The sequence below is a fragment of the Bradyrhizobium sp. 930_D9_N1_4 genome (assembly GCF_052076015.1).
Taxonomy (GTDB): domain Bacteria; phylum Pseudomonadota; class Alphaproteobacteria; order Rhizobiales; family Xanthobacteraceae; genus Bradyrhizobium.
This window is the reverse complement of sequence record NZ_CP197236.1, coordinates 1-15607: the sequence shown is the minus strand read 5'-3', so window position 1 is coordinate 15607 and position 15607 is coordinate 1. Positions and strand designations below refer to the sequence as shown.

The window sequence follows — 15607 nt, the reverse complement described above, 5'->3', positions numbered from 1 at the left end:
GAGGGTAATCATGACGGCCTCGAAGCCGGAGCTACGCATCGACGGGTCCGAATTTTCGACATTGGAAGGATTTTACGATCAGGTCGGCCTTCGCATTATTCCGGGCGCCGAGTGGGGCAGAAATCTCGAAGCCTTCAACGACATTCTGCGAGGTGGCTTTGGCACGCCCGATGAGGGCTTCGTCTTCTGCTGGGACGATCACGAAATCTCGAAACAGAATCTTGGATATGATGAGACCGCTCGCCAATTGCGGAAGAGGCTCGAGCGATGTCACCCCTCCAACATAGGTTCCGTCGAAAATGACCTGGCAGAGGCGCTGAGACACGAAGGGCCCACGGTATTCGACTGGCTTATCGAGATCATCCGGTGCCACTGTCCTGGTGGCGACGAAGCGGAGGATGGCATCGAACTCACGCTTCGATGACAGGACCTCGGTCAATTCGCGACTGTGCGCCCAATCAGCGTTTTTCCAAGCCCTTGCTCTGCATCCGCCAGACCAGCAGGTCGATGCGGTCCTGGCCGAAGAACGGCTCGTTCTCGAATACGAAGGTCGGCACGCCCCAATGGCCTGAGGCCGCGTGGTCCTTTTCGTTCTCGGTGATCACCTGTTCGTAGCGATCCGCGTCAGCGCTGATGGCTGCATCCATCGCGGCGAGATCGAAGCCGGCCTTGTCGGCGGCGCGCGCGAGATGGTCGCCCTCGTTCCAGCCCGTCACCGAGCCGTCCCACAGCACGGGCGCGATCGCATGCGTGAATGCGAGCGAGCGCCCCTCGAGCTGCGCCATGGCGCCGAGACGGGTCAGGCGGTGGATGTAGGGCTGCTCGGCCGCGACATCGAGCGTCGTCATGTCCTGCACGATCGGATCGGGCCTGGGAAAGCGGAACGGAATGCCCTCGTGTTCGGCGACGCGGCGGCTGTCCAGCACGATGTAGCGCGCGAATTGCGGACTGGCCTTCTTGAAGAAGCCGGGCACGCGCACCGCGATCGGATAGACCGGCCGCAAATTCACCGCGAGATCGTACGCCGCGACGAGCTTGAGCGTCTTCGGCAGCGCCAGATAGCTGTAGGGACTGCGATAAGAGTAGAAAAGATCGACTGACAGCGTCATCGGGCCGGCTCCGCGATGCGTGCCATCATGCTGCGGACCACTTGCTTGTGGAAGGGCGTGATGAGGGTGAGGTAAGTGCGGCCAAGCAAATTGTTCGTCCGCACCAGCGTGGTCGAGGTCACCTGCCGGTTCGTATCATCGCCCGCCACGTCAACCACGAGACGGAAGTCGAGGTGAGAATCGTCGAAGCCCGCGACCAGCCGCTCCGGCGTTTCGCTCAGCACCGGAAACAGCCCGATCAAGCCGCCCGGGGCCGGTGCGCCTTCGCCCGACGTCTTCAGGCCGAACGGGGTCACCAGAATGTTGCGCAGGCGCGTCAGCGCATCGACCCAGCGTGGCCCGTTCAAGACCATCCGTGTGCAGGCCTCGCGCGCACTGACCGTCGCTGCGCCGATCTCCACGCGGAACGCGTCGATGAACTGCGCACCCGCCAGCACTGCGTCGGCGTCGACGTTTGGGGTGACTTCGCGAACGGGGTTCATCCCGCCAGTCTGCGCGTCAGCATGCGGAAGCGCAAGATCAGGAGGCCCGCATAGACGAAGGTCCCGACCGAGAACCCGATCCAGACGCCGATCGCGCCGAGGCCGGCGTTGAAGGCCAGCACCCAGGCGACGGGAAAGGCGATGCCCCAATAGCCGATCGCCGCGAACACGAGCGTCATCCTGGTGTCGTTGATGCCGCGCAACGCGCCGCCCACGATGGTCTGGAGGCCGTCGGCGATGAAGAAGGTCGCGCCGACCACCAGCAGTGTCGCCGTCAGCTCGATGGTTGCCGCGCTGGCCTCACCGGTGCCGAAGAACAATCGTCCGAGCTGGTAGCGGCCGAGGATGATGGCGACCGTCAGCGCGGAAACCAGCACGATCCCGAGAAGAGCCGCGACCAGGCCTGCGCGCTTTACGGCGGCCGGGTCATTGCGGCCGAAGGCGTGGCCGACCCGCACCGTCGCCGCCATGCCGATGCCGAGCGGCACCATGAACAGCACGGCCGTGACCTGGAGCGCGATCTGATGCGCGGCGATCGCGGCGATCGAGATCAGCCCCATCAGCAACGCCGCTGAGGAGAACAGGCCATATTCCAGCAACAGGGAAAACGAGATCGGTGCACCGAGCGCGATGAGCTCGCGCATCAAGGGCCAGTCGATCCGCCAGAGATGCGCGAGCAGATGGTAGTCCGCAAAAGGCTTGCGCCACGCGGCGATGGCGAGCACGGCGAGGAATGTGCCGAGATTGACCAGCGTGGTTGCGAGCCCGGCGCCGAACAGGCCGAGTTCCGGCAGGCCGAACAGGCCGTGGATGAGCGCGTAGACCAGCGCGGCATTGATCGGGATCGCCGCGAGCGTGATCCACAGCGGCGCCTGCGGCCGGTTCACGGCGCTCATCATGCTGCGCAGTGCGATGAAGCCGAGCGCCGGCGCGATGCCCCAGGCGAGTCCGTTCAGATAGCGCTGCGCGAGCGCGGCCGATTGCGGCGCCTGGCCGAGGGTGAGCAGGATGTGCTCGCCATAGAGCGGCGAGGCCATCATCGGCAGCGAGATCAGCAATGCGACCCACAACCCGACGCGCAGGGAGCGGCGGATGCGCCCGACATCGCCGGCGCCGAAGGCCTGCGCGGCCAGCGGCGACACCGCGGACATCAATCCGAGGCCGAAGGTGAAGCTGACGAAATAGACCGTATGCGCCAGCGCGGCCGCCGCGACCGCATCCTCGCCGAGCCGCCCGATCAGCGCGAGGTCGGTCGTGATCATCGCGATCTGCCCGAGCTGCGTCAGCATCATCGGCACGGCCAGCCGCAGCGTCTCGACGAATTCCTCGGCGAGATGATTTGGTGGCACGCCGGCTTGCGGCTGCGATCGATGTTGGGTGGTGTCGAGCATGGGCCGCTGCAATAGCACAGGGACGCGTCGAAAACAGGGCCTGCGCTCTCGTGTCCCGGACGCGCTGCAGCGCGAAGCGGTGCTGCGCAGAGCCGGGACCCAGAACTCGACAGCAAAAAGCTTTCGGCCACATGGGCCCCGGCTCAGCAGCGCATCACTGAGGTGCTGCGCTGCGTCCGGGGCACGAGACCATTCTCGGATTGAGAGGCGAAGAGCCTCAGCCCTTCCTCTCAGGCACGCGCCTGATCTTCGCGCCCAGCGCGTTGAGCCGCTCGTCGATGCGTTCGTAGCCGCGCTCGATCTGGTCGGCGTTGTTGATCGTGGAGGTGCCTTCGGCGCAGACCGCGGCGAGCAGCATGGCCATGCCGGCGCGGATGTCGGGCGAGATCATCGATGCCCCGCGCAGGCGGCTGGGGCCGGCGATGATGGCGCGATGAGGATCACAGAGCACGATGCGCGCGCCCATCGCGATCAGCTTGTCGACGAAGAACATCCGCGATTCGAACATCTTCTCGAACATCAGGATCACGCCCTCGCATTGCGTGGCGGTGACGATCGCGATCGACATCAGGTCGGCGGGGAAGGCGGGCCAGGGCTGGTCCTCCAGCTTCGGCACGTGGCCGCCGAAATCGTCCTGGATCTTCAATGTTTGATTGGAGGGCACGATGAGATCGTCGCCCTCGACGCGGCAGACGATGCCGAGCCGCTCGAACCCCATGCGGATCGAGCGCAGATGCTCGACACCGGCGCGCGTGATGCGGAGCTGCGAGCGCGTCACGGCGGCAAGCCCGATCAGCGAGCCGACCTCGATGTGGTCGGGCTGGATCCGGTAGGTCGTTCCACCGAGCGTCGCCGGACCATGGATGATCATGGTGTTGGTGCCGATGCCCTCGATCTTCGCACCGAGCGCGACCAGGAAATTGGCGAGGTCCTGCACATGCGGTTCGGACGCCGCGTTGCGCAGATAAGTGACGCCGTCGGCGGCGACAGCCGCGACCAGTGCATTCTCTGTCGCGGTGACGCTGGGCTCGTCCAGGAACACGTCGGCCCCCGCGAGCCGTGCCGCGCGAAACTCAAGCCGGTCTGTCGCGGTGACCTTGGCGCCCAGCTGTTCCAGCGCCAGCACATGGGTGTCGAGGCGGCGGCGGCCGATGACGTCGCCGCCGGGCGGCGGCAGCATCACTTCGCCGCAGCGGGCGAGCAGGGGGCCGGCGAGCAGGATCGAGGCGCGGATGCGGACGCACAGCTCCGGGTCGAGGTCGGCGGCGCGGATGCTTTTGGCGTGGATGTGAAGCGTGTTGCGGGCGGTCCATTCCGCTGCCGCACCAACCGAGCGGATCAGCTCGACCAGCGTCTCGGTGTCGCGGATCCGTGGCACGTTCTCCAGCGTCACCGGATGCTCGGTGAGCAGGGCTGCGGCGATGATCGGCAGCGCCGAATTCTTGTTGCCGGACGGCTCGATCGAGCCCGAGAGCCGGTGACCGCCCTCGACGATGTACTGGATGGGCGCCAAGTGGATTCTCGCTGTGCTGTTGGGTGGGGCGGTTTCGGGCGGAAACTACAGAGAATTGAGCAGGGGGGCAATTGTGCTGGCCCCGATGAAGGTCTGAGACCCTCATGGTGAGGAGCGCGGAACGCGCATCTCGAACCATGAAAGGCCCCGCTCTCGCCCGCGGCCATCCCTCGAGACGCCCGCTTTGCGGGCTCCTCAGGATGAGGGTGGTGTGTGTGGCAGCCCTAGAACAGACCGATGATATTCGCCACCACATAAAGGATGACGATCAGCACCAGCACGCCCATGGCCAGGAAGGAGATTTCGACGGCAATGGCGCCGGCCCCGAGTGCGGCCGCAACGCCCGCCAGCAGCCTCTCCTCGCGAAACACGAGGGCGAGGACCGAAAGCAGGATGGCGAGCAGGCCGAGCGAGATTGCACCGATCGAGGACGCCTCCCTCAACTGGCTCCCGGTCGACTTCTCCCGCGGCGGGGCCTGGTACTCGACGCCCTTGACGCGCGCGATCAGGCGATCCTTCAGGCGATGGCCGGTGTCGACAATCACCTTGTCTGCCGGCGGTGGCGGGTAGAGCGCCGGTATGACCCAATGCGGCAACACGGCCGCGATCAGCGCCAGCACACCGACGATGCTGCCGATCACGCCGAGACGGCGGGAGGGAAGGGCAGGGCTGGTGGTTGCAGAGGCGATCATGGCGTGGCGTTTCCTGGCCGGATTGGCCTGGCGGGTTCATGCCGTTTCGTCGCGATGGCAGGTGGGGAGGTTCAGGGGAGCGCCGCACGAGCGCCGCGACATCTCGGCCTCGTGGTTCGAGACGCGCCGCGAGCGGCGCTCATCACCATGAGGGTTGAGAGCTGCGCCACGAAGCCAGACCTCATCCTGAGGAGCCCGCGAAGCGGGCGTCTCGAAGGATGGCTGCGGAGGAGCGCTCGTTAATCCGGGCTTACGCCGCAGGCCTCAAATATCGATCGTCGCGCTCAGCGAATGTTCCTGGATGAAGTCGCGGCGGGGCTCGACCACATCGCCCATCAGCTTGGTGAAGATGTCGTCGGCCTCGTCGACCTCCTTGACCTTCACCTGCAGCAGCGAGCGCACATTGATGTCCAGCGTCGTTTCCCAGAGCTGCTCCGGGTTCATCTCGCCGAGACCTTTGTAGCGCTGCAGCGTGATGCCCTTGCGGCCGGCGTCGGTGACGGCTTCGAACAGGTCGACCGGGCCGTAGACCATGTGCTCGACGTCCTTGCGGCGCAGCTTGCCGGGGCGGGCATAAACGTCCTGCAGCTTCATCGTGTACTCGTCGAGCTTGCGCGCTTCGACCGAGCCGAGGAAGGCGTCGTCAATGACGGCGGCTTCCTTGACGCCGCGTACCGTGCGCTCGAACTGGAAACCATGGCCTTCCACATATTGACCGACCCAGCCGCGCTCGACCTCGTCGGCGAGCGTGTCGAGACGGGCCGCGATGTATTGCGCGGCCGCGGCGGCTTTCTCCGGATCGCCGTAGATCGTCTTGTTGAGCACGCCGGTGATGGCGGCCTGCTCGATGACCTTGCGGTTGTAGCGGGTGTGCAGGCTGCGCAGGATGCCGCGGACGGCGCGGGCGTCGTCGACCAGCGAGCGCAGGTCGCGGCCGGTACGGTCGCCGCCGTTACCGGGGATATAGAGGCAATCGTCGAGCCCGGTATCGATCAGATAATCTTCCAGCGCCCGCTCGTCCTTCAGATATTGCTCGGACTTGCCGCGGTTGACCTTATAGAGCGGCGGCTGGGCGATATAGAGATAGCCGCCGTCAATGATGTCGCGCATCTGCCGGTAGAAGAAGGTCAGCAGCAGCGTGCGGATGTGGGCGCCGTCGACGTCGGCGTCCGTCATCACGATGATCTTGTGATAGCGCAGCTTCTCGATCGAGAACTCGTCGCTGATGCCGGTGCCGAGCGCGGTGATCAGCGTGCCGATCTGCTCGCTCCCCAGCATCTTGTCGGGACGCACGCGTTCCACGTTCAAGATCTTGCCGCGCAGCGGCAGGACGGCCTGGAATTCACGGTTGCGGCCCTGCTTGGCGCTGCCGCCTGCCGAGTCACCCTCGACGATGAAGAGTTCTGACTTGGCCGGATCCTTCTCCTGGCAGTCGGCGAGCTTGCCGGGCAGCGAGGAGACCGAGAGCGGGCTCTTGCGCGTCAGCTCGCGCGCCTTTCGCGCGGCTTCGCGGGCAGCGGCGGCCTGGATCACCTTGCCGACGATCATCTTGGCTTCCGACGGGTGCTCCTCGAACCAGGCCTGGAGCGCCTCGTTGAGGACGTTCTCGACCACGGGTCGCACCTCTGAGGACACCAGCTTGTCCTTGGTCTGCGACGAGAATTTCGGATCGGGCACCTTCACCGACAGCACGGCGGTGAGGCCTTCACGGCAATCGTCGCCGGTCAGCGCGATCTTTTCCTTCTTCGCATTGGCCTCGGCATAGCCGTTGACCTGGCGCGTCAGCGCGCCACGGAAACCGGCGAGATGGGTGCCGCCGTCACGCTGCGGGATGTTGTTGGTGAAGCACAGCACGTTCTCGTGGTAGCTGTCATTCCACCACAATGCGGCCTCGACGCCGATGCCGTTGGCTTCCGCGCGCACCATGATTGGCGCCGGCACGATCGCCTTCTTGTTGCGGTCGAGATATTTGACGAATTCCTCGACACCGCCGGAATAGTGCATCTCCTCGCGCTTCTCGACGGCGTGACGCATGTCGGACAGCGCGATGTTGACGCCGGAATTGAGGAAGGCGAGCTCGCGCAGCCGGTGCTCCAGCGTGGCGAAATCATATTCGATGTTCTTGAAGGTTTCCGTCGAGGCCTGGAACGTCACCTCGGTGCCGCGCTTGCCGGGCGCGTCGCCGACGACGACCAGCGGCGCCACCGCATCGCCATGGGCGAACTCGATGTAGTGCTCCTTGTTGTCGCGCCAGATGCGCAAGCCAAGCTTGCTCGACAGCGCGTTGACGACGGAGACGCCGACGCCGTGCAGACCGCCGGAGACCTTGTAGGAATTCTGGTCGAACTTACCGCCGGCGTGCAGCTGGGTCATGATGACCTCGGCCGCCGAAATGCCTTCGCCCTTGTGGATGTCCACGGGAATGCCGCGGCCGTCGTCGCGCACGGTGACGGAATTGTCGGCGTTGAGCACGACATCGACGCGCGAGGCGTGGCCGGCGAGGGCTTCGTCGATCGCGTTGTCGACGACCTCGTAGACCATGTGGTGCAGGCCGGAGCCGTCATCGGTGTCGCCGATATACATGCCCGGACGCTTGCGGACGGCATCGAGACCCTTGAGCACGCGGATCGATTCCGCCCCGTAATCGCTCGGATTTGAGGGCTCGTTTTCGGCAGGCGTCTGCCGAGCAGGTTCTGTCATGAGAGGCCTTCGAGATGTCGCCCGAATCAGCGGCGCAAAAGGCGCTGATTTCAAAGCTATTTGTGCCATGAAAGAGGGTTTGCGCCTAGCGCAAAGTATCTTCCGGCAACCCTTTGATCAGATAGGATTTTTTAGCGAGTTTTCAAGGCTTCCGGAGGCCGATTCGGAGGCTCGAAAAAAGCGCGATTCAAAGGGGTGTTTTGGAGCTCCGGAAGGCGTGGTTTTTGCGGGGCGGGGATGGCCTTCCGAGACACGGGCCAGAGCATTCGAGCTTTGTTGAAATTGGTCGGGCCACGGGCTCGCTGCAACCTCTCCCGCTTGCGGGGGAGGTCGGCGCGAAGCGCCGGGTGGGGGCTTTTTGCTCTTGGGGAGTGTCCCATTGCGGACGCACCCTCTCCCCAACCCTCTCCCGCAAGCGGGAGAGGGAGCGCACCTAATGCGTGGCCTCAATACATCTGCAACGGCAGCACGGCCCCGTCAGGCCCCACCAGCAGGCCCCAGGCATCGCCAGCGGCGACGGTCAGGGTGTCGGTGCGGGCGGGCTGGCCGGGCATGCGCAGCGCGTACTGATACTTTCCGGGCGGCAGATCCAGCATCGGGCCTTTCGGCGATTGCGGTCCGCCGGCGCCGGCTGCGATCTTCACGGTCTGCTTGTTGATCGTCAGCGTGGCTTCCTTCGCGCCGATATTGCCGAACATCACCCTCGCCTGTCCCGCCTTGGGCATGATGTCGGCCTTGGTTGCGGCCTGCGGATTCCGCTGCACCAGGCTGACACTGGTTTCGTCCCGGGCACGGCCGAGCTTCAGCACGGCCGGTCCCTCCGGCGAGGTGAATGCGAGCTCCGCCCGATCCGCGGTGACAGTCGCGCCGTCGCTCTTTTCCTGCCAGCCGCGCTTGGTCAGCTCGGCGCGATAGAAGGCGAGCACGTCCGACAGCTCGGCGGGAATGCTGGCTTCGAGCTCCTTGCGGAACGACTGGTCGCTGCCGGGGAATTTCGTCGAGCTGATCCCGCTGGATGAGCGCTGCGTCGGTACGGGCAGGGCGGAATCGGGATCGGGCTTGAGCGGCTCGGCCGATTTCGTCTGCACCGGCCTGGATTCAGCCGATTTGGTCTCGGCCGGCTTTGCCGCGGCCACGATCAGGCCGGAGCCGTTGGCGCTGACATTCACCTTCGGACCCATCTGCATCACGGTCATCGAGATCGACTTGCCGCCCTTGGAGAATTCCATCACCGCCATGTTGGGCTGGTTGATGACGGAGGGCTGCTCCTTCCAGCCCGCGCTCTTCAGCGTCGCGCGATAAAACGCGCCCAGCGCCTTCACACTCGAGGTCGCGGAAAATTCGAGCCGGCCGGCGCTGCCTTCGAAGGTCACGTCCTCGGCGCTTTCGGGCAGCGGCACCGGCGTCTTGCTGTCGGCGAGCGCGTTGAGCGGCGCGTCGGATAGTGCGGCCGCCTGCGTCTTGCGCCGGACTTCGTCGGCGGCGATGAGCTGCTGGGCCGCACCCAGCGCATCGCCAAGGAACTTCGCATCGGCGTCCTTCTTCGCCCTGGCGCGGGCGGCAAGCGCCGACTCCTTCACCTGCACGTTCAGGCTGATCATGGTGAAATCATATTTGCGGCCGAGCCTGAGCACGCCGGTTTCATCAGTGTTGGAGACCTTGATCGCGACCTCGTCGCCGGGGCCGAGCGGCGCGCTGCCGTCCTCCTGCCAGCCGCGCGCGGCGAGTTCGCGATGATAGAAGGCGAGCACCGCGGGCAGCTCGGCCATCGCGGCGGCCGACATCTCGCGCTTGTTGGAGTCGGCACTGCCGAGGCCTCTCGCCGTCTTGGTCGGATTCGGCCGCGGCAGGCCGGCAAGATCGCCATCGGCCTTGAGCTCGCCGGGCAAGGCGAAGGGCGCGACCCGGATGTCCACATTGGTCCGGCCATCGTCGCGGCGCGTCAGCGTCAGCATGACCGGCTTCTGCTGGTAGAAGCCGCCTTCCTTGCTGTCGGCGTGCGCATAGAACGCGCGAAAACCGTTGGCAACGGTCTCGTCCAGGCCGGTGGTCCAGCGCGCGGCGGTCTCCGGTATGAGCTTCTGCCAGCCGATCGCAGCCATCTCGCGGCCAAAGAAATCCGACGTCGCATCGAGCGTGCCGGGCGCGATGCAGCCGAGATAGGGCCTCGTGCCGTCGAACATGATGTCGCTCGCGCCATCGGGGAACGGTACGTTGCCGTAAATGCGATCGGAGGAGTAGTGGACCACGGACTGGTCGGGCCGGCCGAGACCCTGTGTGAGATAGACCGAAAGGCCCTGCCGTCCCTTCTTGAAGTTCAGCGTGGTATTCTTCTCCTCCAGCGGCCGCAGATAGGGCACCCAGCCGTCGGCGCTCAGGAGCTTCTTCACGGCCGGCAATGTCACGGCTTCCGGCGTCGGCATGCGATATTCGAGGCGCCAGGATTCGGGGCGCGAGGTGTCTTCCACCGCACCCTCCAGCTTCGGCAGCGCATGGACATCGACGACGCCTCCGTCGGCAGCCGCCGCGATCGCGCAGCTCGCCATCAGGGCCAGGCCGCAGGCAAGCAGCCGGGTCGGGACTTGTGTCCCGCGCGGGATCAAAAACATCGTCAGATCTCCAGGATGTTGCGCGCCGCTTGGGCTCGCGCGCATTTGCCGGCTGCGACACCGTCGGCGCGGCCTCAGACCAGAAGTCGCGGCAGAAACCGGGCAGGTTCAAAGGGTCCGGAGGTCAGTAGAGCTGGATCGGCGACCACGGATTGCCATCGGGCCCGACCGTGACGTCCCAGGCATCGCCGGCCACGAGATCGATCGTCGTGTCGCGGTCCGGACGTCCCTCCACCTTCAGTGTGTAGGGGTATTTGCCGGGCGGCATATTGAACAGCGGCGCCTCGGGGCGTTCCTTGCCGGCGCGCGCAGGGAGCGTGACGGTCCGGTTGTCGATGATGAACACGGCGTCCTTGTCGGCGAGATTGGTGAACATCAGCGCCGCGCGGCCGGGCCTCGGCATGATCTGCGCCCGGGTCGCGGCATCCTGGTTTTTCTGTACCAGATTGACCGAGGTGTTGCTGTCCTTGCGGTTGAGCTCCAGCGCCGCCGGTCCCAGTGGGGAGACGAAGGCGAGCTGGACGTGATCGGCCGAGATCACCGCGCCGTCGTGCTGCTCCTGCCAGCCGAGCTTGCCGAGCTCGGTGCGATAGAACGCGAGCACGTCGTTGAGGTCCGCGGGGATGCGGGCGATCAGCCTGGTCCGGAGCGGAGCCTCGACGTCGAGCATCGTGGTGATGCCGGTCTCGCGATAGCTGTAGCGGGTCGGCGCGGGCAGTCTGGCATCGGGATCGGGCGTGAGCGCCGCGGAGAACAGCGGCGGCAGATGCGGCACCCAGGCGCTCGCGCTCGCTGCGAGCATGCAGATCGCGAGCAGGACGAAGCCGCAGGCAAACGCCAGCCATCGTGCCGGGACTCGCGCCCCGGTCCTTGCCATCCGCATCTCGCTTCTCCAGGGAATTCGCGCGTCACCTCGTCGCGCGGCCTCAAAAAGCTAGTCGCGGCGGCAAACAACGGGGTTCAACGCTGAGGTCTAGCGCCGGGCGGAGACTCGTCCGCTCTCGACGTCAAAGACTTCGCCGCCTGCGCCAATCTCGGCAAAGGCTGCCGGGTCCGCGCCGGTCAGCCAGACCTGCGCGCCGAGCTTGCGTAGCTCGTCGAACAGCGCCGCGCGCCTGTTGGGATCGAGATGCGCGACGACCTCGTCGAGCAGCAGCAGCGGCACGATGCCGGTCATCTCGGCGACCAGCGTCGCATGGGCCAGCACGAGGCCGATCAGCAGCGCCTTCTGCTCGCCGGTCGAGGCATCGCGCGCCGGCATGCTTTTCGGCGCATAGATCACCTGGAGGTCGGTGAGATGCGGCCCGTCGGTGGTGCGGCCGGCGATGGCATCGCGCGGGCGGTTGTCGCGCAGGATCTGGCGGTAGCGGTCCTCGACCGATGTCGCGGTCTCCGTCAGCAGCGCATTCTCCATCCAGCCGTCGAGCGCGATCTGTGCGGAGGGAAATGCGGAGGCTTGCGCGCGCGCATTGAGCATGCCGGTCAGGCGCGCCGCGGTCTGGCCGCGCGTCGCCGCGACCGCGACGGCAAGCTCCGCGGTCTCGCGCTCGATCGCGTCACACCAATGGTCGTCGTAATTGCGCGTCTCGAGCAGGCGGTTGCGCGAACGCAGCGAACGCTCCAGCGCGTTGATGCGGCTGGAATGCTCATTGTCGATGGCGAGCACGAGACGGTCGAAGAAGCGACGCCGCTCGGAGCCCGCGCCCATGAACAGCCCGTCCATCGCCGGCGTCAGCCACACCATGCGGATGTGGTCGCCGAACGCCGTTGCTGAATTCACCGGCTCGCGGTCGATGCGGCAGCGCCGGCTCACCGCGCTGTCGGCGCGCGGCGCATCGATGCCGGTCCCGAGCGTGGCGAGCCCCAGCGCGCCTTCGGCTTGCGCGGAGACCGCCCAGGAGCCGTCGCCCTGGTTGTCGGCAACGTCCTCCAGCGTCGCCCGCCGCAAGCCGCGCCCCGGCGACAGGAACGAGATCGCCTCGATGCAATTGGTCTTGCCCGCCCCGTTCGGCCCGACCAGCGCCACCATGTCAGCCGCCGTCTCGAGCCCCGCCGCCCGATAATTGCGAAAATGCGTCAGCGTCAGGCGATGAATGCGGGAGGGGGTCATGTCACTCTGTCATTGCCGGATGCCTACGTTCGTAGGCTTCCAAGACGTTGATGGCCGGGACAAGCCCGGCCATGACGCATGTAGTCAATGCGTGGAGAGGCGGTAGACCTCACACCCGCATCGGCATCAGCACATACAGCGCGCTCTTGTCGTCCTTGTCCTGCACCAGGGTCGGCGAACCGGGGTCGGCGAGCCGGAGCGTGGCGACGTCGCCTTCGATCTGGGCGGCGATGTCCAGCAGATAGCGGGAGTTGAAGCCGATATCGAGGGCGTCGGAGGCGTATTCGACCTCGAGCTCTTCGGTCGCGCTGCCGGAATCCGGATTGGTCACCGACAGCACCAGCTTGCCCGGCGACAGCGACAGCTTGACCGCGCGGCCGCGCTCGCTGGAGATGGTGGAAACGCGGTCGACCGCGTTCTCGAAGTCCTTCTTGTCGACGACGAGTTCCTTGTCGTTTCCTTGCGGGATCACGCGGCCGTAGTCGGGGAAGGTGCCGTCGATCAGCTTCGAGGTCAGCACGACGTTGCCGATGGTGAAGCGGATCTTGGCCTGCGACAGCTCGATCGTGACCTCGGCCTCGGCGTCCTCGATCAGGCGCTGCACCTCGCCGACCGTCTTGCGCGGCACGATCACGCCGGGCATGCCGTCGGCGCCCTTGGGCTGCACCAGATCGAGCTGGGCAAGTCGGTGACCGTCGGTGGCGACGCCGCGCAGCGTGGCGGCCTTGGCGGTGCCGGCGGCGTGCAGATAGATGCCGTTGAGATAATAGCGCGTCTCTTCCGTCGAGATCGCGAACTGGGTGCGGTCGATCAGCCGCTTGACGTCCTTGGCGGCGAGATTGAACGAGTGCGACATGTCGCCGGCGGCCAGATCCGGGAAATCATTCTCCGGCAGGGTCTGGAGCGTGAAACGCGAGCGGCCGGCGCGGATTGCCAGCACGGCGCGGTCGCCGTCGGCTTCCAGCACGATCTGCGACCCATCCGGCAGCTTGCGCACGATGTCGTAGAACATGTGGGCCGGCACGGTGGTGGAGCCGGCCGTGGCAGTTTCCGCCGGCAGCGTTTCCGTTACCTCGAGGTCGAGGTCGGTCGCCTTCAGCGACAATTTGGCATTCTCGGCGCGGACCAGCACGTTGCCGAGGATCGGAATCGTGTTGCGGCGCTCGACCACGCGGTGGACATGGCCCAGCGACTTCAGGAGTTGCGCGCGTTCGACCGTAACCTTCATTGCACTACTCGCCCGATCCCAAGGAAACATAACGTTGGAAAAGCCGGGCGGCCGAAAAGCGCGCCACGGCACCGAAGACCCCGGAAAGCCGGATCATCCAGCCGATATGACCAAAGCCGTCAGGGTCGCGCAAGGTGGCTTGGATGGCCCCCGGATTCAAGGGATCGGGGACCAGTTCCCCACGATTTACCGCTGCATTCGTGCCGAAACTCGACGCTCTCGTCGGGGGCGCTGGCATCTCCACGCGTCATGGCCGGGCTTGTCCCGGCCATCCACGGTTTGCCACTCGGAACAAAGAACGTGGATGCCCGGGACAAGCCCGGGCATGACGATCTCTGCCGAAGTTGAGAGAATAGGCGTTTATTCCTGAAGCTGGCGCTTCAGCGACTCCACTTCCTCGGACAGCGCATTGTCCTTGGAAACCAGTGCCTCGATCTTGCGCACGGCATGCAGCACCGTGGTGTGGTCGCGGCCACCGAAGCGGCGGCCGATCTCCGGCAGCGAGCGCAGGGTCAGCGTCTTGGCGAGGTACATCGCCACCTGGCGCGGGCGGACCACGTTGGCGGTGCGGCGCGAGGACAGCAGGTCGGAGCGGCTGACATTATACTGCCGCGCCACCACGCGCTGGATGTCCTCGATCTTGATCCGCTTCGGCTCCTGCGGCCGGATCAGGTCGCGCACCTCGTGCTCGGCCATTTCCAGCGTCACCGGCCGGTTGTTGAGTTTCGAGTGCGCCAGCAGGCGGTTGATCGCGCCTTCGAGATCCCGGCCGTTATGGGTGATGGCGCGGGCCAGATAGGCCAGCACTTCCTCGGGCACCTCGAAGGTCGCATGATGGGCACGGGCAGCTGCAACGCGCGACTTCAGGATGCCGTGGCGCAGCTCCTCGCCGAGCGAGCCCATCTCGACCACGAGACCGCCGGCCAGCCGCGAGCGCACGCGATCGTCCAGGCTTTCGAGATCGGACGGCGGACGGTCGGCCGCGATCACGACCTGGCGGCCGGCGTCGATCAGCGCGTTCAGCGTGTGACAGAACTCGGCCTGCGTCGACTTGCCCTGCAAGAATTGCAGATCGTCGATCACGAGCACGTCGATGCCGCGCAGCGCTTCCTTGAAGGCCAGCGCCGTCTGCGTCTTCAGCGCGGCGACGAAGCCGTACATGAATTTTTCAGCGGTGAGATACAGCACCTTGCGCTCGTTGCCGGAATTGCCGGCCCAGGTCACCGCCTGCAACAGATGCGTCTTGCCGAGGCCAACGCCAGCATGGATGTAGAGCGGGTTGAACATCACGGGGTCGCCGCGGCGGCCTTCTGCGACCTGACGCGCGGCGGCATGGGCCAGCGTGTTGGAGCGGCCGACGACGAAGCTTGCAAAGGTCAGGCGCGGGTCGAGCGGCGAGCCGCCGAGCGCATCGTGATTGGCGGAGACCGGCGCGGTCGCAGTCGAGCGCAATTCCGGCGCAGGCGCGCGGCGCGTTTCGACCGGCGCGGGCGCCTCCTTCTGCTGCAACACCGGACGCACAGCGGAGCGCACGGTGAGGTCGATGCGATGCACTTCGGGCATCTCGGCCTGCCAGCACGACAGCACGCGCTCGGCATAATGGGCCTGGATCCAGCTCTTCAGGAAGCGGGTCGGCACCGAGAGCCGCACGCTCTCCTCCTGCACGCCTTCCAGATCCATGCGAGCGAACCAGCTCGTATAGACGTCCTCGCCAACGTTCGAGCGCAGCCGGCTCTTCACGCGTGACCAGCGATCCTGTTCCGATGTCGTCAT

At 65.8% G+C, this 15607-nt stretch carries 12 protein-coding genes; 1 reads left to right on the top strand and 11 read right to left on the bottom strand.

Annotation, left to right across the window (positions count from 1 at the left end):
• The first annotated feature begins 10 nt into the window (after window positions 1-10).
• Complete coding sequence (locus AB7532_RS00060; protein ID WP_441232814.1) at window positions 11-424, top strand: barstar family protein; 414 nt, start codon at window positions 11-13, stop codon at window positions 422-424.
• A gap of 34 nt (window positions 425-458) precedes the next feature.
• Here the strand turns inward: AB7532_RS00060 and AB7532_RS00055 are convergent, their stop codons facing one another.
• The 11 genes from AB7532_RS00055 to dnaA form a co-directional block, all read right to left on the bottom strand.
• Window positions 459-1109 (bottom strand): 2-hydroxychromene-2-carboxylate isomerase, encoded by a 651-nt coding sequence (locus AB7532_RS00055; RefSeq protein WP_441232813.1) that lies wholly within the window; start codon window positions 1107-1109, stop codon window positions 459-461.
• Entirely contained in the window at window positions 1106-1591 is a 486-nt protein-coding gene (locus AB7532_RS00050) for a DUF2867 domain-containing protein (protein WP_441232812.1), read from the bottom strand. Before AB7532_RS00050 ends, AB7532_RS00055 begins: the two co-directional genes overlap by 4 nt.
• The gene (locus AB7532_RS00045) at window positions 1588-2982 is read right to left on the bottom strand and encodes an MATE family efflux transporter (protein ID WP_441232811.1); all 1395 of its coding nucleotides are present in this window, start codon (window positions 2980-2982) and stop codon (window positions 1588-1590) included. The genes AB7532_RS00050 and AB7532_RS00045 overlap by 4 nt, the downstream gene beginning before the upstream one ends.
• A gap of 217 nt (window positions 2983-3199) precedes the next feature.
• Window positions 3200-4495 (bottom strand): UDP-N-acetylglucosamine 1-carboxyvinyltransferase, encoded by a 1296-nt coding sequence (murA, locus tag AB7532_RS00040; protein WP_441232810.1) that lies wholly within the window; start codon window positions 4493-4495, stop codon window positions 3200-3202.
• A 224-nt stretch (window positions 4496-4719) separates the two neighbouring features.
• Complete coding sequence (locus tag AB7532_RS00035) at window positions 4720-5187, bottom strand: hypothetical protein (RefSeq protein ID WP_441232809.1); 468 nt, start codon at window positions 5185-5187, stop codon at window positions 4720-4722.
• A 264-nt stretch (window positions 5188-5451) separates the two neighbouring features.
• Window positions 5452-7887, bottom strand: a complete 2436-nt coding sequence (gene gyrB / locus AB7532_RS00030; protein ID WP_441232808.1) for a DNA topoisomerase (ATP-hydrolyzing) subunit B — start codon at window positions 7885-7887, stop codon at window positions 5452-5454.
• 446 nt (window positions 7888-8333) lie between these two features.
• Entirely contained in the window at window positions 8334-10496 is a 2163-nt protein-coding gene (locus AB7532_RS00025; RefSeq protein WP_441232807.1) for a hypothetical protein, read from the bottom strand.
• Window positions 10497-10620: 124 nt separating this feature from the next.
• Complete coding sequence (locus tag AB7532_RS00020) at window positions 10621-11379, bottom strand: hypothetical protein (RefSeq protein WP_441232806.1); 759 nt, start codon at window positions 11377-11379, stop codon at window positions 10621-10623.
• 90 nt (window positions 11380-11469) lie between these two features.
• Window positions 11470-12606 (bottom strand): DNA replication/repair protein RecF, encoded by a 1137-nt coding sequence (recF, locus tag AB7532_RS00015; RefSeq protein ID WP_441232805.1) that lies wholly within the window; start codon window positions 12604-12606, stop codon window positions 11470-11472.
• A 109-nt stretch (window positions 12607-12715) separates the two neighbouring features.
• Window positions 12716-13834 (bottom strand): DNA polymerase III subunit beta, encoded by a 1119-nt coding sequence (gene dnaN / locus AB7532_RS00010; protein ID WP_441232804.1) that lies wholly within the window; start codon window positions 13832-13834, stop codon window positions 12716-12718.
• Between the two features lie 360 nt (window positions 13835-14194).
• A partial coding sequence (dnaA, locus tag AB7532_RS00005; RefSeq protein ID WP_441232803.1) for a chromosomal replication initiator protein DnaA occupies window positions 14195-15607 on the bottom strand: 1413 nt, incomplete at its 5' end.